At 63.8% G+C, this 22579-nt stretch carries 18 protein-coding genes; 12 read left to right on the top strand and 6 right to left on the bottom strand.

Annotated elements, in window-relative coordinates; translation table 11 throughout:
- The first annotated feature begins 38 nt into the window (after window positions 1–38).
- Window positions 39–620, top strand: a complete 582-nt coding sequence (locus AC1DSF_RS13530) for a superoxide dismutase (protein WP_478123382.1) — start codon at window positions 39–41, stop codon at window positions 618–620.
- Window positions 621–693: 73 nt separating this feature from the next.
- Here AC1DSF_RS13530 and AC1DSF_RS13525 read toward each other — a convergent pair whose 3' ends face one another.
- Both AC1DSF_RS13525 and AC1DSF_RS13520 read right to left on the bottom strand, forming a co-directional pair.
- Window positions 694–1155, bottom strand: a complete 462-nt coding sequence (locus AC1DSF_RS13525) for a DUF192 domain-containing protein (RefSeq protein WP_478123381.1) — start codon at window positions 1153–1155, stop codon at window positions 694–696.
- A 187-nt stretch (window positions 1156–1342) separates the two neighbouring features.
- Entirely contained in the window at window positions 1343–1666 is a 324-nt protein-coding gene (locus tag AC1DSF_RS13520; protein ID WP_478123380.1) for a cell envelope biogenesis protein TolA, read from the bottom strand.
- 200 nt (window positions 1667–1866) lie between these two features.
- On the opposite strand from AC1DSF_RS13520, the gene icd reads away from it, so the two are divergent.
- The 11 genes from icd to AC1DSF_RS13465 all read left to right on the top strand — a co-directional run bounded on the left by icd (window position 1867) and on the right by AC1DSF_RS13465 (window position 17594).
- Complete coding sequence (icd, locus tag AC1DSF_RS13515) at window positions 1867–3126, top strand: NADP-dependent isocitrate dehydrogenase (RefSeq protein ID WP_478123379.1); 1260 nt, start codon at window positions 1867–1869, stop codon at window positions 3124–3126.
- A 205-nt stretch (window positions 3127–3331) separates the two neighbouring features.
- Complete coding sequence (gene clpS / locus AC1DSF_RS13510) at window positions 3332–3691, top strand: ATP-dependent Clp protease adapter ClpS (RefSeq protein ID WP_478123378.1); 360 nt, start codon at window positions 3332–3334, stop codon at window positions 3689–3691.
- A gap of 54 nt (window positions 3692–3745) precedes the next feature.
- Window positions 3746–6067, top strand: coding sequence for an ATP-dependent Clp protease ATP-binding subunit ClpA (clpA, locus tag AC1DSF_RS13505; RefSeq protein WP_478123377.1), 2322 nt, complete (start codon window positions 3746–3748; stop codon window positions 6065–6067).
- Window positions 6068–6176: 109 nt separating this feature from the next.
- The gene (gene cls / locus AC1DSF_RS13500) at window positions 6177–7634 is read left to right on the top strand and encodes a cardiolipin synthase (protein WP_478123376.1); all 1458 of its coding nucleotides are present in this window, start codon (window positions 6177–6179) and stop codon (window positions 7632–7634) included.
- Window positions 7631–9073: an exodeoxyribonuclease I gene (gene sbcB, locus AC1DSF_RS13495; protein WP_478123375.1), complete on the top strand. Its 1443-nt coding sequence runs from the start codon at window positions 7631–7633 to the stop codon at window positions 9071–9073. The genes cls and sbcB overlap by 4 nt, the downstream gene beginning before the upstream one ends.
- Before the next feature lie 10 nt (window positions 9074–9083).
- On the top strand, window positions 9084–9611 hold the full coding sequence (locus AC1DSF_RS13490; protein WP_478123374.1) for an N-acetyltransferase family protein: 528 nt from the start codon (window positions 9084–9086) through the stop codon (window positions 9609–9611).
- A 115-nt stretch (window positions 9612–9726) separates the two neighbouring features.
- Complete coding sequence (locus AC1DSF_RS13485) at window positions 9727–11178, top strand: efflux transporter outer membrane subunit (RefSeq protein WP_478123373.1); 1452 nt, start codon at window positions 9727–9729, stop codon at window positions 11176–11178.
- Window positions 11179–11183: 5 nt separating this feature from the next.
- Window positions 11184–12374: an efflux RND transporter periplasmic adaptor subunit gene (locus AC1DSF_RS13480; protein ID WP_478123372.1), complete on the top strand. Its 1191-nt coding sequence runs from the start codon at window positions 11184–11186 to the stop codon at window positions 12372–12374.
- A complete protein-coding gene (locus AC1DSF_RS13475; RefSeq protein WP_478123371.1) occupies window positions 12371–15544 on the top strand; it encodes an efflux RND transporter permease subunit in 3174 nt (1057 codons plus the stop codon). The genes AC1DSF_RS13480 and AC1DSF_RS13475 overlap by 4 nt, the downstream gene beginning before the upstream one ends.
- Window positions 15541–16227 carry a heavy metal response regulator transcription factor gene (locus AC1DSF_RS13470; protein ID WP_478123370.1) on the top strand — a complete coding sequence of 229 codons (687 nt, stop codon included), beginning with the start codon at window positions 15541–15543 and terminating at the stop codon, window positions 16225–16227. The genes AC1DSF_RS13475 and AC1DSF_RS13470 overlap by 4 nt, the downstream gene beginning before the upstream one ends.
- Window positions 16224–17594 carry a heavy metal sensor histidine kinase gene (locus AC1DSF_RS13465; RefSeq protein ID WP_478123369.1) on the top strand — a complete coding sequence of 457 codons (1371 nt, stop codon included), beginning with the start codon at window positions 16224–16226 and terminating at the stop codon, window positions 17592–17594. Before AC1DSF_RS13470 ends, AC1DSF_RS13465 begins: the two co-directional genes overlap by 4 nt.
- Window positions 17595–17758: 164 nt before the next feature.
- Here the strand turns inward: AC1DSF_RS13465 and AC1DSF_RS13460 are convergent, their stop codons facing one another.
- The 4 genes from AC1DSF_RS13460 to AC1DSF_RS13445 are packed head-to-tail and all read right to left on the bottom strand — an operon-like array spanning window position 17759 to window position 22561.
- A complete protein-coding gene (locus AC1DSF_RS13460; protein WP_478123368.1) occupies window positions 17759–19057 on the bottom strand; it encodes an amidohydrolase family protein in 1299 nt (432 codons plus the stop codon).
- Window positions 19057–19980: an ABC transporter permease gene (locus AC1DSF_RS13455; protein WP_478123367.1), complete on the bottom strand. Its 924-nt coding sequence runs from the start codon at window positions 19978–19980 to the stop codon at window positions 19057–19059. The genes AC1DSF_RS13460 and AC1DSF_RS13455 overlap by 1 nt, the downstream gene beginning before the upstream one ends.
- Complete coding sequence (locus AC1DSF_RS13450) at window positions 19977–21038, bottom strand: ABC transporter permease (RefSeq protein WP_478123366.1); 1062 nt, start codon at window positions 21036–21038, stop codon at window positions 19977–19979. Before AC1DSF_RS13450 ends, AC1DSF_RS13455 begins: the two co-directional genes overlap by 4 nt.
- Window positions 21035–22561 carry an ABC transporter ATP-binding protein gene (locus tag AC1DSF_RS13445; protein ID WP_478182944.1) on the bottom strand — a complete coding sequence of 509 codons (1527 nt, stop codon included), beginning with the start codon at window positions 22559–22561 and terminating at the stop codon, window positions 21035–21037. Before AC1DSF_RS13445 ends, AC1DSF_RS13450 begins: the two co-directional genes overlap by 4 nt.
- Window positions 22562–22579: the final 18 nt, after the last annotated feature.

Raw genomic sequence — 22579 nt, 5'->3', positions numbered from 1 at the left:
GAATCGTCCGTCCCACAACCAACCCCGAGAGCTACAACATGGAACACGTTCTTCCTCCTCTGCCATACCCGATGGACGCGCTGGCGCCCGAGTACTCCAAGGAAACTCTCGAGTACCACTACGGCAAGCATCACAACGCCTACGTCGTGAACCTGAACAACCTGCAAAAGGGCACGGAGTTCGAGAACATGACGCTCGAGCAAATCGTGAAGAAGTCCAGCGGCGGCATCTACAACAATGCAGCGCAAACCTGGAATCACACGTTTTTCTGGAACTGCATGAAGCCGTCCGGCGGCGGCGAACCCAGCGGTGCGCTCGCCAAGGCCATCGATGCCAAGTGGGGTAGCTACGCAGCCTTCAAGGAAGCCTTCGTCAAATCTGCCGTGGGCAACTTTGGCTCAGGCTGGACGTGGCTGGTGAAGAAGCCTGACGGCACGGTGGACATCGTCAATACGGGCGCCGCCGGCACGCCGCTGACGACCGACGACAAGGCGCTGATGACGGTCGACGTCTGGGAGCACGCGTACTACATCGACTATCGCAACTTGCGTCCGAAGTTCGTCGAGACCTTCCTCGCCAAGCTGGTGAACTGGGATTTCGCAGCGAAGAACTTCGGTTGATCCAGGGTCTTCGCACACAACGAGAAGCCGACCTCCGGGTCGGCTTTTTGTTGGGTACGAGCGGTTTGGAGTCTCAGCGCTTCTGGGTGAACAATTCCCCGCCGAGCTTCGTTCCTTCCTTGATGTTCTTGCGTGCGAACCATCCCTGGTTCATCTCCAGCACGAAGCGCACCGGTTCCTTCGAGCAATGCGAATCTTCTGTCATCGGCTTCATGTCCGCCAGATTCACGATGCGCCCATCTTCAGCCACGAAGGCGGCCGTCAGCGGCAGCAGAGTGTTCTTCATCCAGAAGCACTGCGTGGCGGGTTGTTCGAAGACAAAGATCATTCCTTCCGCCTGCGGCATGTCCTTGCGGAACATAAGCCCGATCTCGCGTTGCGTCGGCGTGTGCGCGACTTGCGCGTCGATTTGATACATGCCGGCGGTCAGCCTGACTCGGGGAAGATTGCTTTGTGGCCTTTGTGGCTCTTGCGCGTGCGCAAAAGTCACCAGCGAGACTGACAACAGAAGAAACGAAAAAAAACGCTGAAACATGGATCGACTTTCACGATGGCGACGCAAACAAGAATGCCCGCGCTATGCGGGCATCGACCAATTGTTCTTTGAGCTTACCTCTTAACCCCGTCAAATTGCTGTCGTGGACCTGACGTCCGCGACAGGGCGTTGCCGGCGAAAAAAAAGCGCTCCCGAGGAACGCTTTTCCGATTGGGAGCAATCCCGATTATTGGGGGGTGCCGCCTTGCGGGTTCATCTTGCGAACGTTGCCGTGGCGATCGCGGCGACGATCGCTGCGGGTGTCGGCGCGAGCCTGGCCAGCGGCCGTGGCCTTGCTCGGCACCACGCCGACGGCTTCGGAGGAGTTGCGTTGATCGCCGCCCTGCGGACGAACTTCACCTTGCGGCTTGGTCGAGCGGCGCTCTTGCGCGCGCTGTTGCGGCTTGGTGTTAGTCGGAGGGGCGGCTTCTTGCGAGGTCGAGGCGCCTTGGGCGTATGCGCCAGCTGCTGCGAACAGGCCGGCCATCATGACTGCGAGAACTTTACTCATTACAAATTCCTCATTGGAAATGGTTGAAAACGCCTCCCGGCCAGCAGAAGGTCAGCCAACAACGGCGCCCATGCGGCGGCGGTTGACAGACTCCTCAGGCTCCTCCGGTTGCGTCTAAAATTCTAAAGCTATCCAGCGGCCCGGCAGTTCAGTGTCTGCCAGGCTTTTACGCTTTTACGCAACGCGGAGTTTTCGTCTTCATGTCCAGCTACCAGCACATCAAAGTTCCGGCCCAAGGCCAGAAGATCACTGTCGATGCGGACAATTCGCTCAATGTGCCCGACCAGCCGGTCATTCCGTTCATTGAAGGAGATGGGACGGGGCTGGACATCACGCCCGTGATGCTGAAGGTCGTGGACGCCGCAGTTGCAAAGGCGTATGGCGGCAAGCGCAAGATCCATTGGATGGAGGTTTTTGCCGGCGAGAAATCGACGAGGGTCTACGGTCCCGATGTCTGGCTCCCGGAAGAAACGCTTCATGCCGTTCGCGATTACGTGGTGTCGATCAAGGGTCCGCTCACCACGCCGGTCGGCGGCGGAATTCGCTCGCTGAACGTCGCCTTGCGGCAGGAACTCGACCTTTATGTCTGCCTGCGCCCCATTCGGTACTTCGAAGGCGTGCCCAGTCCCGTGAGGGAGCCACAGAAGACCAACATGGTGATCTTCCGCGAGAACTCCGAAGATATCTACGCGGGAATCGAGTTCGAAGCCGAAAGTGAAAAAGCAAAGAAACTCATCAAGTTCCTGCAGGATGAGTTCGGCGTCAAGAAGATTCGCTTTCCCAATACTTCGGGCATTGGCATCAAGCCGGTCTCGCGTGAAGGCACCGAGCGGCTGGTTCGCAAAGCCATTCAATACGCCATCGACAACGACAAACCGAGCGTGACCGTCGTACACAAAGGCAACATCATGAAATTCACGGAAGGCGCCTTCCGTGACTGGGCGTACGGCTTGGCTGCCAAGGAATTCGGCGCCGAATTGATCGACGGCGGCCCGTGGATGCGCTTGAAGAACCCAAAAAACGGCAAAGAAATAACCATCAAAGATTCGATTGCTGACGCGTTCCTGCAACAGATTCTGCTTCGTCCCGCCGAATACAGCGTGATTGCCACTCTGAACCTGAACGGTGACTACGTTTCCGACGCTCTGGCTGCGCAAGTCGGCGGGATTGGAATCGCGCCCGGCGCGAATCTGAGCGACACGGTTGCAATGTTCGAAGCCACGCATGGGACCGCCCCCAAGTACGCCGGCAAGGATTACGTGAATCCCGGTTCCGAAATCCTCTCGGCCGAAATGATGCTGCGGCACATGGGATGGAAGGAAGCTGCGGACCTGATCATCAGCTCCATGGAAAAATCCATCGAAAGCAAGAAGGTGACGTATGACTTCGCCCGCCTGATGGAGGGCGCCACCCAGGTGAGCTGCTCCGGGTTCGGGCAGGTGATGATCGACAACATGTAATTTAGTTGTCTGAAGCGAGCTTCGACGCCTCGCCTCACAGAGCCCCGGGCCGCAAGGTGCCGGGGCTTTTTCGTTGCCGGGAAGGCACGAGGCTTGCATGAAGGCAGCCGCACTTCCGCCGCATCCATCTTGAATGTCACAAAGCTGGCACCAGTTGTGCCACTACAGCGAGTGCAACGCGCGGCTGCTCTATAAAATGATTTTCATGGCTACCAGAATCCCCTCGACCCCAAAGACGCCGCCGGCCACAAAGCCGGGACGGGACGATGGCGACTCGGTCGTTCTAGAACGTCGGCCGCAGAAAACCGCCCCGCCCCAGATGTACCAGGTCGTGATGTTGAACGACGACTACACGCCGATGGAATTCGTCGTCGTCGTGATCCAGGAGTTCTTCAACAAGGACCGCGAAACCGCGACACAGATCATGCTGAAGATTCACCTCGACGGTCGTGGCGTGTGCGGTGTCTACTCCCGCGACATGGCAGCTACCAAGGTCAATCAGGTCATGGAAGCGGCCCACCAGGCAGGGCACCCACTTCAATGCGTCAGTGAACCGGTTGAATAAATCACTCTCCAACCCATCTGACAAATTATTTACAGCAAGGCAAAAGGAAATCACATGATTGCCCAGGAACTGGAAGTCAGCTTGCACATGGCTTTTGTCGAAGCCAGGCAGCAGCGCCACGAGTTCATCACGGTGGAGCACCTGCTGCTCGCTTTGCTGGACAACCCGAGCGCCGCGGAGGTCTTGCGCGCCTGCTCGGCAAACGTCGACGACCTGCGCGCGTCGCTGACCAATTTCATCAAGGACAACACGCCACAGGTCGCGGGTACCGACGATGTCGATACCCAGCCGACACTGGGTTTTCAGCGCGTGATCCAGCGCGCCATCATGCATGTGCAGTCCACCGGCAACGGCAAGAAGGAAGTCACCGGCGCCAACGTGCTGGTCGCGATCTTCGGGGAAAAGGATTCGCATGCTGTCTACTACCTGCATCAGCAGGGCGTGACGCGTCTCGACGTGGTGAACTTCATCGCGCACGGCATCAAGAAGAGCGATCCGCCGGAAGCTGCCAAGGGCAGCAGCGATGCGTCTTCTGGCGAAGGCGAGGAGGGCGGCGGCGAGAAGAACGAGAAATCTTCTCCGCTGGAGCAATTCACGCAAAACCTCAACCAGCTTGCCAAGGAAGGCAAGATCGATCCGCTGATCGGCCGCGAGTACGAGGTCGAGCGCGTGATCCAGATCCTGTGCCGCCGGCGCAAGAACAACCCGCTGCTCGTGGGTGAGGCTGGCGTGGGCAAGACGGCGATCGCCGAAGGCCTCGCCTGGCGCATTACGCAAAACGACGTGCCGGAAATCCTGGCCGAGTCGAACGTGTATTCGCTCGACATGGGCGCACTGCTGGCTGGGACCAAGTACCGCGGTGATTTCGAGCAGCGCCTGAAAGGCGTGCTCAAGTCGCTCAAGGACAAGCCGAACGCGATTCTGTTCATCGACGAGATTCACACGCTGATCGGTGCGGGCGCGGCTTCGGGCGGCACGCTCGACGCGTCGAACCTGCTCAAGCCCGCGCTCTCGAGCGGACAGCTTAAGTGCATCGGCGCGACCACCTTCACCGAGTACCGTGGCATCTTCGAGAAGGACGCGGCCCTGTCGCGTCGCTTCCAGAAGGTCGACGTGGTCGAGCCGACGGTGCAGGAAACCGTGGACATCCTGAAGGGGCTGAAGTCGCGCTTCGAGGAGCATCACGGCGTGAAGTACGGCGTGGCTGCATTGCAAGCGGCAGCGGAGCTGAGTGCCAAGTACATCAACGACCGTCATCTGCCTGACAAGGCGATCGACGTGATCGACGAAGCCGGCGCCGCCCAGCGGATTCTTCCTGCGAACAAGCGCAAGAAGACCATCAGCAAGACCGAAGTCGAGGAAATCGTCGCGAAGATCGCGCGCATTCCCCCGGCCAACGTGTCGAATGACGACCGCGGCAAGCTGCAGACGATCGAACGCGACCTCAAGAGCGTGGTGTTCGGGCAAGACAAGGCGCTCGAAGTGCTCGCCTCGGCCGTCAAGATGGCACGTTCCGGGCTGGGTCGCGAGGACAAGCCGATCGGATCGTTCCTGTTCAGCGGTCCTACGGGCGTCGGCAAGACCGAAGCGGCCAAGCAACTTGCCTACATCATGGGCATCGAGCTCATCCGGTTCGACATGTCCGAGTACATGGAGCGTCACGCGGTGAGCCGCCTGATCGGCGCGCCTCCCGGCTACGTCGGTTTCGACCAGGGCGGCCTGCTGACCGAAGCGATCACGAAGAAGCCCCATGCGGTTCTCCTGCTCGACGAAATCGAGAAGGCCCACCCGGACATCTTCAACGTGCTGCTGCAGGTGATGGACCACGGGACGTTGACGGACAACAACGGACGCAAGGCTGATTTCCGCAACGTGATCATCGTCATGACCACCAACGCCGGTGCCGAGACGATGAACAAGGCGACGATCGGTTTCACGAACCCGCGTCAGTCCGGCGACGAGATGGCCGACATCAAGCGCCTGTTCACGCCGGAGTTCCGCAATCGGCTGGACGCGACGGTGAGCTTCAAGGCACTCGACGAGCAGATCATCCTGCGCGTGGTGGACAAGTTCCTGCTGCAGCTGGAGACGCAACTCGCCGAGAAGAAGGTCGACGTGACGTTCACCGATGGGCTGCGCAAGCATCTCGCAAAGAAGGGCTTCGATCCGCTGATGGGCGCGCGCCCGATGCAACGCCTGATCCAGGACACGATCCGTCGTGCCTTGGCCGACGAGTTGCTGTTCGGACGCCTGCAGGAAGGCGGTCGCTTGACCGTCGACCTCGACGACAAGGAAGAAGTGCAGCTGGACATCCAGCCGTTGGCGAAAAAAGAAGGCAAGGCAAAGCCGGAAGCCGAAGAAGCAGCAACTGGCTGAGGCGATACCAGCGGACCGGCAAAGCCGGTTCCGCCGTACTTCTGGTGAATGAATAAAGGTCGGTAGCATTGGGCTGCCGACCTTTTTTCTTTTTGGAACCCTTTTTCCCTTGATTCTTCCCGAGCTTAGCCAGGAATGGCGTACTGGCCTCTCGCTTGCATGGAGCGGCTACATCGCGGTGCTTTCCGTCTGGATCGTGATGCAGAAGCGGGCGCCGGTGTCGACGATGAGCTGGATTCTCTCGTTGGCTTTGGTGCCGTTCGTGGGGTTCATCGTCTATTACTTTCTAGGGCCTCAACGGCTGAAGAAGCAGCGGCTGAAGCGTCTGCGCAACCGGGCGAGCGCCCAGGCGCCGGGCGACACGGTGATGTTGCGCGATGCCGCCGAGCGCGCGCCGCCTTCGCTGCGGCAGATGGCGGCTCTGGGGACGGCTGCCTGTGGATTGCCGGTGTCCAGCGCCACATCGGCCGAGCTGCTCTCGGGCGGGGCTCGCACCTTCGATGCGATCTTCGAGGCGATTCGCCAAGCGCGCGATCACGTCCATCTCGAGTACTACATCTTCGAGCCCGACAACATCGGCACCGCGTTGCGCGATCTGCTGATCGAGCGCGCGCGCGAAGGCGTCACAGTACGGTTGCTCCTCGACGCGCTTGGGTCCAAGCGCATCGGCCACAAGTTCATGGCGCCAATGCGGGACGCGGGAATTCTCATCGCGCTCTTTCACGACACACGCATCGGCAGGCGCCTGCGTCCGGTGACCAACTACCGGACCCACCGCAAGATCGTCGTGTGCGACGGCCGCGTAGGCTTTACCGGCGGGGTCAACATCACGGATGAAGAAGACGCCCGCACCCGTGCCGACGCGTATCACGACGTGCATTTGCGCATCGAAGGGAGCGCCGTGCGATGGCTGCAGACGACCTTCATCGAAGACTGGACCTATGCGACCGGCGAGAACCCCCGAGAGATGCACAAGGACATCGGCAGCCTGCTGCCGCGTCTCTCGCAGCATGACGGCGCGGGCGACATCCCGGTGCAGATCATCACCAGCGGGCCCGACAGCGCGCTGGAGCCCATTCATCGCATTCACGTCGCAGCGATCCATGCATCGGTCCACCGGGCGTGGCTCACCACGCCGTATTTCGTCCCCGGCGAACCCGCCCTGATGGCGCTCACGAGTGCCGCCTTGCGCGGAGTCGACGTGCGGCTGCTGGTGCCGCGGCGCAGCGATTCGCTGATCGTGAGCGCGGCGGCACGTTCGTACTACGACGAACTGATTGCAGCCGGTGTGCAGGTCTGGGAATACAAGGCGCGAATGCTGCACTCGAAGACGCTGGTGGTGGACACCAATTGCGCGATGATCGGCACCGCCAATTTCGACAATCGCAGCTTCCGGCTCAACTTCGAGGTCTGCGCCGTGATTTATGGTCCGACGCTTGCCAATCCCCTGATCGCGCAGTTCGAGACCGACCTTGGCAATGCGTCCCCAGTGCACGCCCAACGCCACCAGAGCTTTCTGCGCCGCCTGGGCGATGCCTCGGCCCGTTTGTTTTCTCCCTTGCTATGACCGCTCACACTTTTCTTTGGCACGACTACGAGACCTTCGGTGCCGTGCCGCGCCGCGATCGACCTTCGCAGTTCGCGGCAATCCGCACGGACGCTGAACTCAATGAAATCGGCGAGCCGCTGATGATCTATTGCAAGCCGGCGCCCGACTACCTTCCCAGCCCCGAAGCCTGCCTGATCACCGGCATCACTCCACAGCAGTGTCTGGAGCGCGGCATCCCCGAGCATGAGTTTGCTGCGCGAATCGAGCAAGCCTTTGCGCAGCCGGGCACCATCGGCGTGGGCTACAACACGATTCGCTTCGACGACGAAGTGACCCGTTTCCTGTTCTGGCGCAATCTCATCGATCCCTATGCGCGCGAGTGGCAGAACGACTGCGGGCGGTGGGACTTGCTCGATGTCGTGCGCCTGACCTATGCGCTGCGGCCCGACGGCATCGAATGGCCGAAGAAGGAAGACGGCAGCCAGAGCTTCAAGCTCGAAGACCTCGCACGCGCCAATGGCCTGCTGCACGAGGCGGCGCACGATGCTTTGTCGGATGTTCGCGCCACCATCGCTCTCGCGCGCCTGATTCGTCAAAGGCAGCCCAAGCTGTTCGATTTCGCGCTCGGCTTGCACCGCAAGGACCGCGTCGCGACCGAACTCGGCCTGCCCGCCACCAAGGAAACCGCGCGGCCGTTTTTGCACGTCTCAGGCATGTTTCCGGCCGAACGTGGGTGCCTCGCGGTCATGTGGCCGCTGGCGAGCCATCCGACCAACCGCAATGAGCTGATCGCATGGGATCTCGCGCACGACCCGAGCGAATTGCGCGACCTGGATGTGGCGACGCTGCGCCTGCGGCTCTTCACGCGGAGCGCCGACCTGCCGGAAGGCGTCGTCCGGCTTCCTGTCAAGGGCGTGCACCTGAACAAGTCGCCGATGGTGGTCGGTAATCTTCGGACGCTCGCACCCGCCATGGCGACGCGCTGGGGCATCGATGTGGAAGCCGCCATGCGCAATGCCGCCATCGCTGCAGCGCTGCCCGACATGAGCGCGATCTGGTCGCAGGTGTATGAACGCGCGAAGGAGGGCACGCCGGACGTCGATGAAGATCTCTACGGAGGATTTGTCGGCAACGGCGACCGTCGCCGCCTGACCGAACTGCGAAGCCTTACGCCGGGCCAGCTTGCGCAGGCGCGCACCAGCTTCGACGACCCGCGGCTTGAGGAACTCGTCTTTCGCTTCCGCGCGCGAAACTTTCCCGAAACCCTGACCAGCGACGAGGCCGAGCGCTGGGAGGCGCATCGCATCGCCAAGTTGCTCGAAGGCGAGGGCGGGGCGCGCAACGTCGATGAGCTGTTCGCGGAGATCGATAGGCTCGCCGAGACGGCGGATGAACGCGCAGAGCAGATACTCGGCGCCTTGTACGAATACGCCGAAGCGATCGCGCCAAGCATTTGAGAGGGACGTCATGACAGTTCGCCGCCTTTCGCCCGCAGACGCCGGACCGTACCGGGCCTTGATGCTCGAAGGCTACGAGCGCCATCCCGATGCGTTCACTTCAAGCGTGGCCGAGCGCGCGGCGCTTCCGCTGGGTTGGTGGCAGACGCGGCTTGATGCTGCACCGCTGGCGGCTCAGGTCGTGTTCGGCGCGTTCGATGGTGAAGTACTCGTAGGCGCCGCCGGCGTGCAGTTCGAGGCGCGCGAGAAGGCTCGTCACAAGGCCAATCTTTTCGGGATGTATGTATCGCCTGCATCACGGCAGGGCGGGTTCGGCCGCCAACTGGTGCAGGCCATCCTCCAAGAAGCCGGACAGCGTGAAGGCGTCAGGATCGTCCAGCTGACCGTCACCGAAGGCAATGCTGCGGCGCAGACACTCTACGAGAGCTGCGGCTTCCAATCCTTCGGTGTCGAACCTTATGCGGTCGCATTGGGCGACGCATTCCTGTCGAAGATCCACATGTGGCGCTCAGTGGGTCCGCTCGTCACTTCCGGCTGAAGGGCAGCGCGGGCATTCGCGAGATGGCGATCGCCCAGGCAGGACTGACGGGACTGACAGGAATGTCATCTTCTTGTCAGGGTGGCGTCCCCGCCCGCTGCCTAGAGTCGAAGGCATGCGAATACTGTGTCTGGCCCTGGCCGCGTCACTGACGGCTTGTGCCGTCGGGCCCGACTACCAGCGGCCTTCCCTGCCCGAAGGCGTCGATGCGCCTGCCTTCAAGGAAAGTGGCGACTGGAAGTCCGCGACGCCCTCGAGCGTCGACCCGTCCCAGCCTTGGTGGAAGGCTTTCGGCGACACCCGGCTCGATGCATTGATCGAAGAGGCCAACCTCGCAAACCAGGACATCCACGCCGCCGAGGCGCAATATCGGCAGGCGCAGGCGCTGGTGCAGAACGCGCAGTCGGCGCTTTTCCCGACGCTCAACGGCGCGGCGGGTGTGGAGCGGCAGAAGAATCAGACGGTGCTCGGCCCGTCACTCGGCAATTCCCACTCGTGGTCGCTGCAGGCCGGCTGGGAACCTGACCTTTGGGGTCGCGCGCGCCGCGCAGTCGAAGGTGCCAGCGACAACGCCGAGGCGAGCGATGCCGATCTCGCGGCGGCGCGACTGGCGATCCAGGCCGAGATCGCCAACGACTACATCCTCCTGCGAGTGGCCGACACGCAGCAGCAGTTGTATGCGCGCACCGTCGAGGCATATCAGAAGTCGTTGCAGATCACGCGGAGCCAGTACCGCGCGGGCGTGGTGACTCGGGCCGATGTCGATCTGGCCAATACGACGCTGCAGTCGACGCAGGCACAGGCCATCGACATCGAGATCGCACGCCGACAGGCCGAACACGCCATCGCGGTGCTCTTGGGCAAGACGCCATCGCAGTTTTCGATTCCTCCGGACGTGCTCGCGCTCCACCTGCCGCCGGTTCCGTCGCTCGTGCCTTCCGAATTGCTGGAACGCCGCCCCGACATTGCCGGCGCCGAGCGCCGCGTCGCCTCCGCCAATGCCGGCATCGGCTATGCGCAGGCGGCGCGCTACCCGTCGCTCACGCTTAGCGCCGTCGGCGGTTTTAGCGGCGCAGGCCTCGGCAACTGGCTCGCCACGCCGGACCGTGTGTGGGCGCTCGGCGCAGCGCTGGCCGGCCCAATCTTCGATGGCGGGTTGCGCGAATCCCAGGTGGCGCAGGCGCGCGCCGTTTTCGATGCGTCCGCTGCGAAGTACCGGCAAACCGTGCTGGGCGGCTTCCAGGAAGTCGAAGACAACCTGGCCGCGCTCAACCTCCTGGCGCAGGAGCGTGGCGTGCAGGAGGGTGCGGTGACTTCGGCGCGCAATGCCGAGCGCGTGACGCTGACGCAGTTCCGCGCGGGCACGACGCCCTACCTCTCCGTCATCACCGCGCAAACGCTCGCGCTGTCGAACGAACGCACGGCGCTGCAACTGCAAGGGCGCCAGTTCACCGCCAGTGTTTCGCTGATCAAGGCCGTCGGGGGCGGCTGGAACGCGAGCCAGATGCAGGCGAGTGCAGGGGCCAGCCCTGGCGCATCCGGCCCGGTCGCCGCCACAGACAAATGAACAACATGGATACCTCTGCACCTGCCCCCCGCAAACGCCAGCGCTGGTGGATCGCCGGCGCCATTGCGCTGATCGCCGTTTTGGTCATCGCCACCGGCGCCTGGCGCAGGGTCTGGGCGCCGGCTCCTGCGCCAACAGCCGGACCGCCATCGGTGCCTGCGACGACGGCCCGCGTGGCGCAGGAAACCATCCCGATCGCGCGTACCGGCGTGGGCACGGTCATGACGGTCGCATCAGTCACCGTGCGCCCGCGCGTGGACGGTCAGCTCGACAGCGTCGACTTCAAGGAAGGGCAGGACGTCAAGGCCGGCCAGGTGCTCGTTCGCATCGATCCGCGAACCTTCCAGGCGCAACTCGAACAGAGCCTGGCCCAGAAAGCAAAGGACGAGGCGCAACTCGCCAATGCACGGTCCGACCTGAAACGCTATGGCGAGCTGATCAAGGAAGACGCGACCACCCAGCAGACGCTGGACACGCAGCGTGCGCTGGTCAATCAGCTGCAGGCGGCGGTCAAGAGCGACGATGCGCAGATCCACCTCGCGCAGGTGCAACTCGGCTTCACCACCATCACCGCGCCGATCGGTGGGCGCGTGGGCGCGCGGCTGGTCGATCCCGGCAACATCGTGCACGCGGCGGACGCCAACGGGCTGCTGGTCATCAATCAGATCGACCCGATCGCGGTGCAGTTCACGTTGCCGGAGAGCAGCTTCCAGGCCGTGAACCGCTCGCTCAATAGCACGCATCAGCCGCTGCAGGTGCAGGCAATCGACCGCGACACACGCGAGGTGCTCGCGACCGGCAAGCTGGTGCTGCTGAACAACCAGATCGACACCGCGACGGGCACGATTTCGCTCAAGGCACAGTTCGGCAATGCCGAGCACAAGCTGTGGCCGGGCCAGTCGGTTGACGCACGCGTCGTGCTCGGCGAGCGATCGGATGCGCTGACTGTCCCATCGGCGGTGGTGCAGCGCAGTCAGGACGGATTCTTTGCCTACGTGGTCGGGCCGGACGACAAGGTCCGCGTGCAGCCGATCGAGGTGGCGGACACGGTCGATGGCAAGGCAGTGGTCGTCAAGGGCTTGGCAGCCGGTGACCGCGTCGTGACCGACGGCCAGTACCGTTTGACGCCGGGCGCGCGCATCGTGGAGAAGCAGAGCAAGGCACAGGTCGCGACTGTCGGCGGAGGCCAGTCTTGAGCATTTCCGCCGCCTTCATCAAACGCCCGATCGGCACCTCGCTGCTCGCCGCGGCGCTGCTGCTGATCGGCCTCGTCGCGTGGCCGCTGCTGCCCGTGGCGCCGCTGCCGCAGGTCGACTTCCCGACGATTCAGGTCACGGGACGTTTGCCGGGCGCCAGTCCGGAGACCATGGCGGCGAACGTCGCCCAGCCGCTCGAACGACAGTTCTCGTTGATCCCGGGGCTGACGCAGATGACATCGAGCAGCTCGCTCGGGCTCACGCAGGTCACGCTGCAATTCGATCTCGACCGTAACATCGACGGCGCTGCGCTGGACGTTCAGTCCGCCATCAACTCGGCCGGGGGCCAGCTGCCGCAGAACCTGCCGAGCCCGCCGAGCTTTCGGAAGATCAATCCAGCCGACTCCTCAGTGCTGATCCTTGGCGTGCAATCCAAGGTGCTGCCGTTGATCCAGGTCGACGACTATGCCGACAACGTGCTGGCACAGCAGATCTCGCGCATTGCCGGCGTGGGGCTGGTGAATATCTTCGGCGCACAAAAGCCTGCGGTTCGCGTACAGATCGATCCCGCCAAGCTCAAGGCTGTGGGACTGAGCCTGGAAGAAGTGCGCGGCGTGATTGCGAGCACGACGGTGAGCCAGCCGACCGGCACGCTCGATGGCGAGCGCCAGGCCTTCAACGTCTACACCAACGACCAGCTTCTGAAGGCAGCGCCGTGGAACGACATGGTGCTCGCGTGGCGCAACGGCGCGCCCATTCGAGTGCGTGATGTGGGGGTTGCGGTCGACGGCCCGGAGAACACCAAGGTTTCCGCCTGGGGCTATGCCGGCAAGGGCGCGGCCGAAGGCACCGACCTGACCGATGGCCGCGCCATCATGTTGGCGGTCACCAAACAGCCCGGCGCCAATGTGATCGAGACGGTCGACCGCATCCAGGCCGCGCTGCCCAAGCTGAAGGCGGCCATTCCGCCGAGCGTGACCGTCAACACCCTCATCGATCGCACGCAGACCATTCGCGCGTCGGTGAAAGATGTGGAGTTCACGCTCGTACTGTCGATTGCGCTGGTGGTGGCCGTCATCTTCGTCTTCCTGCGCAACTTCACGGTCACGGTGATTCCGAGCTTGACGGTGCCGCTTGCGCTGCTGGGCACGGCGGCGGTGATGTATGTGGTGGGCTACAGCCTGGACAACCTCTCGCTCATGGCGCTGACGATTGCGGTCGGCTTCGTGGTCGACGACGCCATCGTGATGCTGGAGAACATCTACCGACACATCGAGGAAGGCATGTCGCCCATGGAGGCGGCGCTGAAGGGTTCCAGCGAAATCGGCTTCACCATCATCTCGATTTCGGTGTCACTGGTGGCGGTATTCATCCCGCTGCTGCTGATGGGCGGCATCGTGGGACGGTTGTTCCGCGAGTTCGCCGTCACGGTGACGCTGACGATTGCAGTGTCCGTCATCATTTCGCTCACGCTGACGCCGATGCTGTGCGCGCGCTTCCTCAAGCCACACACGGCCAACGAGAAACACGGAAAGATGTACATGTGGTTCGAGCACGGTTTCGACGCCATGCTGAACGGCTACAAGCGCGGATTGACCGTGGTGTTGCGCCATCCGTTCATCACCTTGATGAGCTTCCTGGTCACCGTGGCGGCTACGGTGGCCCTCTTCATCGTGATCCCCAAGGGATTCTTTCCGCAGCAGGACACGGGCTTCATCTTCGGCTCGGCCGACTCCGCGCAGGATTCGTCGTCTCAGGCAATGCACGACCGCATGCTCAAGCTCGCCGACATCATCCGCCAGGACCCCGACGTGACCAGCTTCGGCATGCAGGCGGGGGCGAGCACCTTCAATTCGGGCAACTTCTTCATCGGCTTGCGGCCGAAGGACGAAGGCCGGACCGCCAATGCGGACGAAATCATCGCGCGATTGCGGCCCAAGCTGGCACCGGTGCAAGGCATCACGCTGTTCATGCAGGCCGGGCAGGACATCAGCGTGGGCGGGCGTCTTTCGCGCACGCAGTATCAGTACACGCTGCAGGACTCGAATCTCGTCGAGCTCAACGTCTGGGCGCCGCAACTGCTCGCCAGGCTGCGCCAGTTGCCACAACTCACGGACGTGACCTCCGACCAGCAGAACGCCGCACCCACTGCGATGGTGACCATCGACCGCCAGCGCGCATCCAGCTACGGCATCACGCCGGCCATGGTGGACGCCACCATCTACGACGCCATCGGGCAGCGGCAGGTGGCGCAATATTTCACGCAGCTCAACAGCTACAACGTGGTGCTCGAAGTCACGCCCGAGCTCCAGCGCGATCCGGCGCTGTTCGATCACCTCTACCTGACCTCGCCGATCAATGGCCAGCAGATTCCGCTGTCGACCTTCGTCAAGCTGGACACCAGCAAGACCGGCTACCTGGCGATCAACCACCAGGGGCAGTTCCCGGCCGTGACGATCTCGTTCAACCTGAAGCCCGGTACTTCGCTCGGACAAGCGGTGAATGCGATCAACGCCGCACAAGCCCAGATGGGTGTGCCGCCGACGCTCAGCGGCACTTTCCAGGGCACTGCGCAGGCTTTCGGCGATTCGCTGCGCACGCAGCCCTACCTCATCCTGGCTGCGCTGATCTCGGTGTACATCGTGCTGGGGCTGCTCTACGAGAGCTACATCCACCCGCTGACGATTCTTTCGACACTGCCGTCGGCAGGGGTGGGCGCTTTGCTGATCCTCATGATCGGCGGGTACGATCTGAGCGTGATTGCGCTGATCGGGATCATTCTGTTGATCGGCATCGTGAAGAAGAACGGAATCATGATGGTCGACTTCGCCCTGCACGCAGAGCGCGACAGGGGTATGTCGCCGCGCGACGCGATCTACGAGGCCTGCCTGCTTCGCTTCCGGCCGATCATGATGACGACCATGTGTGCGCTCCTGAGCGGCCTTCCGTTGATGCTGGGCCATGGTTCCGGCTCCGAGCTTCGCCGGCCGCTGGGCTACGCCATGGTGGGTGGATTGATACTCTCGCAGATGCTCACGCTCTTCACCACGCCGGTCATCTATCTCTACCTCGACCGCGCCCACCACTGGTATGTGCGCCGCAAGGCCGCGCGCAAGCAGCAGAAGGCCATCACCACCACAGACACACCCGCTGGAGCCATCGCGGAATGAAAGTGCTGATCGTCGAAGACGAGCGCAAGACGGCCGACTACCTCTACCAGGGTCTGACCGAGCAGGGCTGCGCCGTGGACCTCGCCTTCGACGGCATCGACGGCCAGCACCTGGCCTTGCACTACGACTTCGACGTCATCGTGCTCGACGTCATGTTGCCGGGGCTGGACGGGTTCTCGGTGCTGAAGTCGCTGCGCAGCGTCAAGAACACGCCCGTGATCATGCTGACTGCTCGCGACGGCGTTGCCGATCGGGTGCGCGGCCTTCAGGACGGCGCGGACGACTACCTGGTGAAGCCTTTTTCGTTTCTCGAACTCCTGGCGCGGCTCCAGGCGCTGACGAGGCGCGGTCGCAGCCATGAATCGACGTTGCTGCGCGTCGGCGACTTGCGGGTCGATCTGCTCAGTCGCAAGGCCATCCGGCAGGACCAGCGCATCGATCTCACGGCCAAGGAGTTCGCGCTGCTCGCGGTGCTTGCGCGCCGGCAGGGCGAGATCCTGTCGAAGACGGTGATCGCCGAGCTGGTCTGGGACATGAATTTCGACAGCAACACCAACGTGGTCGAAGTGGCCATCAAGCGCCTTCGCGCCAAGATTGATGCACCCTTCGAGCGCAACCTGCTGCATACCATCCGGGGCATGGGGTATGTCCTGGAAGACCGCGGCGGCTCGGAGTCGGAATGAAGAACTCGATCGCCACGCGGCTGGCGCTGATGTTCGCTGGCGCGGCACTCGTTGGCTTCGCCCTCTTGGGAGGCGCTTTGCATCGCGTGCTTTCGAGCGAACTTGCGCGCCATCAGCAGGCGCAGATCGATGCGCGGCTGGAAGACATGTCATACATGCTTCAGCACGGCCGGGCCGTCAACCTCGGCGAACGTATTCGCGAAAAGCTGGACACCCTGAGCGCTGACGATCCGCGCACCCGCTCGTGGATCTGGAGCGAAGACCCGGCTTTCCGCTATGGCGATGACCTCAATGCAATCGTCGCTGCCGTAGATGCGGGTGAGGACATCGTTCAGCTTCGCACCGGCGATTCGCGGGAACTCCAGCGCTTCCGTGTCCAGGGCATGGCGATTTCGGCGACGGCCTCCCGGCCGGCTGTGCGCTTCATTGCGGGCGTCGACGCCGCCCCGTTCAGCCGCACGCTTCGCACCTTCGAGACAGCGCTGGTGATTCTCACGTTGGCCGGCACGGCCTTGTCCGCGGCTTTGGGCTACTGGATCGCAAGAATCGGCCTCGGCCCCGTGGAGCGGCTGTCCGCGGATGCCCAGCGCATCGGTCCCGACAACCGCGACCAGCGCCTGCAACTGCCGGCGCTCCCACGCGAATTGGCCAAGCTCGGTGCGTCTTTCAATGCCGCGCTGGATCGGCTCGATGCGGCGTATCGGCAACTGGCGACGTTCAGCGACGACGTCGCGCACGAACTGCGCACGCCACTGGCGAACTTGATCGGCCAGACGCAAGTGGCACTGGCCCGCGACCGCGATGCTGCCGAGTTGCGCGAAGTACTGCAATCGAATCTTGAAGAACTGGAGCGGCTGCGCGCCATCGTGGCCGACATGCTTTTCCTGGCGCGTGCGGAGCAGGGCGTGCGTGCGCGAGGTCTCGTCGAATCGTCTATCGCGCAGGAAGTGGGCAAGACCGTCGAGTTTCTGGACATGCTGCTCGACGAAGCCGGCATGACGGTGCAGGTCGAGGGCGATGCCGTAGCGCCGATCGAGAAGTCGCTGTTCCGTCGTGCGCTGACGAACTTGCTGCAAAACGCAATCCAGCATTCGCGTCCCGGCGCCCAGGTGGTCGTGCAGATCGGGCAGCACGACCGCTCCGCTCAGGTGAGTTTCTCGAACCCGAGCCAGCCGATCGAGCCCGACCAGTTGCCGCGGCTTTTCGACCGGTTCTATCGCGTCGACAGTTCGCGCCGCAACAGTGGTGAGAACCACGGCCTCGGCTTGTCCATCGTCAAGGCCATCGCCGTGATGCACAACGGGACGGTGTTCGCGCGGTCCGACGACGGCATCACAACCGTGGGCTTCAGCGTCGCGCTGGAATAGGCTCGCCCCCAGCCTCGCCCACTTCGTGTGGCTCGGGCACCCCCTTCCGGGGGCAACCCCAGCGGCGCGGCTAAGCCGGTTCCGCGGGGTAGCCGCTCTCCCCCAGCCTCGCCCACTTCGTGTGGCTCGGGCACCCCCTTCCGGGGGCAACCCCAGCGGCCCGGCTAAGCCGGTTCCGCGGGGTTTCTCGACTCGGGCATCCAGGCGGTCGCGGGGCGGCGGCCGGGCAGGTGCAGCGCCGCTGTGGCGGGCGGCGTCTCCGCCAGCAATTTGCCCTTGCGATAGACCTTCAGGCGCGTCGCTCGAAGACGGATGGCCTCGATCGGGTCGCGCGCCTGCAGCAGCACGAAGCTCGCGTCGCATCCCGCTTCCAGGCCGTAGCCGTCGAGATGAAGCACCTTGGCGGCGTTGACGGTGACGGCGTCGAAGCACTGGCGAATGCCGCGTTGGCTTGTCATCTGCGCCACGTGCAGGCCCATGTGTGCCACTTCGAGCATGTCGCCCGAACCCATGCCGTACCACGGGTCCATCACGCAGTCGTGGCCGAACGCCACGTTCACGCCGGCGGCCATCAGCTCGGGCACGCGCGTCATGCCGCGGCGCTTTGGATAGGTGTCGTGCCGGCCTTGCAAGGTGATGTTGATGAGCGGGTTCGCGATCACGCTGACGCCGCTTTCGGCAATGAGCGGCAGCAGCTTGCTCACGTAGTAGTTGTCCATCGAATGCATCGAGGTGCAGTGCGAGCCTGTCACCCGCCCTTGCAGCCCGAGCCGTTGTGCCTCGAATGCGAGCGTCTCGATGTGGCGCGACAGCGGATCATCGGACTCATCGCAATGCATGTCGACGAGATTGCCGCGCTCGGCTGCGATTTCGCACAGCAGCTTCACGCTGGCAGCGCCATCGGCCATGGTGCGTTCGAAGTGCGGAATGCCGCCGACCACGTCGACCCCCTTGTCGAGAGCACGCTTCAGGTTGTCGACGCCACCGGGCGTGCGCAGAACGCCATCCTGGGGAAAGGCGACCAATTGCAAATCAAGGTACGGCGCGACCTGTCGCTTGACTTCGAGCAGCGCGTCGACGGCGAGCAGGCTCGGGTCGCTGGTGTCCACGTGCGTGCGAATGGCGAGCAGGCCCTTGGCAACGGCCCAGTCGCAGTAGGCAAGGGCGCGCTCGATCAGAGCATCTGCCGTCAGCAGCGGCTTGAGTTCGCCCCATAGCGCGATGCCTTCGAGCAGCGTGCCGCTTTCGTTGATGCGCGGCAGGCCGTAGCTGAGCGTCGCGTCCATGTGAAAGTGCGGGTCGATGAAGTGCGGCGCGACGAGCAGGCCTTCTGCATCGATCGTCTGGCCAGCGGGTGCTTGTAGTCCAGCGGTCACTTCCGCGATTCGGCCGTCCTGCACGGCAATCGACATGCCGGTCCGGCCGTCAGGGAGGGCAGCGTTCTGGATGAGGAGATCGAGCATCAGCGCTCTCCTTTTCGGTAGGGTTTCATCAGGGCTTGCGGATAACTCGCCTTGCGTGCCACGAGCACTAGCGCCAGGATCGACAGCAGATAGGGAAGCATCAGATATAGCTGATAAGGCAGGAAGGCGTCCCCCGACTGCTGCAGCCGCAATTGAAGCGCATCGAAAAACGCAAAAAGCAGCGCACCAAGCAGCGCCTTGCCCGGCCGCCAGGACGCGAACACCACCAGCGCAACGCAGATCCAACCACGACCATTGATCATGTTGAAGAAGAACGCATTGAACGCCGACAGCGTGAGGAACGACCCCGCTACGCCCATCAGCGCCGATCCGGCGACGATGGCGCCCGTGCGTGTGGCCGCGACCGACACACCCTGGCCTTCGGCCGCCTGCGGATTCTCGCCGACCATGCGCACTGCCAGGCCCATGGGCGTGCGATAGAGCATGTACCCAATGACGGGCACCAGCAGCAACGCGAGCAGCGTGAGCGGCGTCTGCGCCGAAAGCACCGGGATGTGCAGCCATTCCATCGGCGCGAACGGCGTGACCGTGGGCGGCGTGTTGACCTTCGGAAAGCTCACCCGATAGCCGTAGTAGCTCAACGCCGTCGCCAGCAGCGTGATGCCCAGCCCGGAAACGTGCTGCGACAGGGCCAGCGCCACGGTGAGGAACGCATGCAACAGCCCGAATACGGCGCCCGTCAGCGCTGCCACGCCAACGCCTACCCACAGAGGCGCGCCCGCATACACCGCCAGCCAGCCTGCGAAGGCCCCCGCGACCATGATGCCCTCGATGCCGAGGTTCAGCACCCCGGCGCGCTCGCACAGCAGCACGCCCAGCGTGCCGAAAATCAGCGGCGTGGCGATGCGCAGCACCGCCACCCAGAAGGCGGCGTTCGAAAGGATATCGGCGACGTCGCTCATTTCCAGCGGACGCGGTATTGGGTGAGCAAGGTGGCAACCAGCACCGCGATCAGCGACGCCGCAACGATCACATCCGCGATGTAGGTCGGCACGCCGATCGCGCGGCTCATCGTGTCGGCACCGACCAGCATGCCGGCCACGAACACCGCGGCCGCCAGCACGCCCAGCGGATGCAACCCGGCCAGCATCGCGATCACGATGCCGCTGTAGCCGTAGCCCGGCGACATGTCGAGCGTGACATAGCTCGTGCGGCCGGCCACCTCGATCGCGCCCGCGAGTCCGGCCAGCGCACCGGACAGCAGCGCGACCAGCACCACCGTGCGCGTGACCGGCACGCCCGCGAACTTGGCGGCCCGCGCGTTCGCACCCACAGCGCGAATGTCGAAGCCGATCACCGTGTATTTGAAGAGCGCCCAGACGAGCACGGCCAGCGCGCCGGCCCACAGCAGGCCGGTATGAACGCGCGTCTGCGCGATCAGCTTGTCGAGCTCCAGATCCGGCTGCAGTGAAACGCTCTGCGGCCAGCCCATCGCGCTAGGGTCCTTCATGGGCCCGTCCAGCATGGCCGATACGCCGAGCACCACGATGAAGTTGATCAGCAGCGTCGTCACGACTTCGTCGACGCCCAGCTTGTTCTTCATGAGTGCCGGGCCGAGCAGCAGCAGGGCGCCCGCAACAGCGGCGGCCAGCATCATCAGCGGAAACAGCAGCCAGGTCGGGAGATCGAATCCGGTACCGCCATGCAAGCCGCCCACGGCGACGGCGGCAAGCGCGCCCGCGTAAAGCTGGCCCTCGGCGCCGATGTTGAAAAGCCGCGCCTTGAAAGCCACGGTCGCCGCCAGCCCGGTGAGGATCAACGGAATGGCGCGGGTCAGTGTCTCGCTCCACGCGAAGACAGAGCCGAAGCCGCCCTGAAGCACCAGCGCATACGTACGGCCGACGGGTGCGCCGGCCCAGAGGACGAGCAGCGCGCTCACCAGCAAGGTGAAGGCCACAGCGCCGAAGGGTGCGAGTACCAGCGCCGTGCGCGAAGTTCCCGAGCGTCGCTCGAGCCTCATGCCCGCGTCCCGGCCATCGCCAGCCCGATCGCCTCGCGCGTCCAGTCCGATGCCGCGCGGGGTTCAACGAGCTGGCCGCCGTGCATGACCGCAACGCGGTCGCCGAGCGTCAGCACCTCGTCGAGATCATCTGAAATCAGGAGCACCGCAGCGCCGGCATCGCGCGCCGCGATCAACTGCTGCTGCACGTACGCGACCGCGCCGATGTCCAGCCCCCAGGTGGGCTGGTGCGCAACGATGAGTCGCGCGACCCGGCTCTGCGCACTGGCCGAGGCGGGCGCCAGCAACGCACGACCCAGGATCAGTTTCTGCATGTTGCCGCCCGACAGCGACCGCGCAGCCGAATCGAGTCCGCCGCCTCGCACGTCGTAGGCCTTCTCGACGTTGCGTGCGTGCGCCTTCGCGGCTGCGCGCCGGACCCAGAGCCAGCGCGAGAAAGCGCGGCCGCGCAGCCGTTCCGACACGGCGTTTTCCCACACCGGCAGGTCGCCCAGCACGCCGATGCCGTGCCGGTCTTCCGGAATGCGCGCGACACCGCGATGCACCAGCCTGGCAGGGGAGGCGGGCAGGACGCGCCCCATCAGCTTGACCGTGCCTTCCGTCGCGCGTCGGGTGCCGCTCAGGAGCTCTGCGAGTGCCACCTGTCCGTTGCCTGAGACACCCGCGATGGCAGTGATTTCGCCGGCACGCAGCGTGAGCGTCACGTCGTGCAGGCGATCGTGTCCGTCGCCGGCCGTGCCAACACGGTCGAGCACGCAGACAGCTTCGCCGACGCGTTGGGCGGGACGTCGCACCGTGCCCTCGATCGCATGCCCGACCATCCACAGCGCGAGCTGCGCCTGCGTGGTCTCGCTGGTGCGCGCCTCGGCCACCAGCTTGCCGCCGCGCAGCACCGCGACGCGATGCGACACGCGCAACACTTCGGCGAGCTTGTGGCTGATGAAGATGATCGACAGCCCCTGTGCCACCATCTGCGCCAGCGTATGAAACAGCGCCTCGCTCTCCTGCGGCGTGAGCACCGCCGTCGGCTCGTCCAGGATCAGGATGCGCGCATCGCGGTAGAGCGCCTTCACGATCTCGACCCGCTGCCGCTCGCCGACCGACAGACTGCCCACCATCGCGTCCGGCTGGACCGCGAGGCCGAAGCGCTGCGCTACATCCAGCAGCCGTGCACGTGCGGCGCTGCGCCGCGAGAAGGGCTGCCACAGCGGCTCGGTGCCCATCAGCACGTTGTCGAGCACGCTGAGGTTGTCAGCCAGCGTGAAATGCTGATGCACCATGCCGATGCCCGCAGCCAGCGCCACCTTCGGATTACCTGGAGCGAGCGGCCGGCCGAACACCTCGATGCTCCCTTCATCGGCCACGTAGTGCCCGAAAAGGATGGACATCAACGTCGACTTGCCCGCGCCGTTCTCGCCCAGCAATGCCAGCACCTCTCCAGCCCGGAGGTCGAGCGAAATGCCGTCGTTGGCCACCAGCGCACCGAAGCGCTTGGTGATGCCGCGCAGGGACAGGACTGTCACCGGCAGCTTCCTGCGCGT

The organism is Variovorax sp. 01N429 (genome assembly GCF_056399425.1).
The sequence above is the reverse complement of the archived record's forward strand: the minus strand, read 5'-3'. Positions and strand labels throughout refer to the sequence as shown.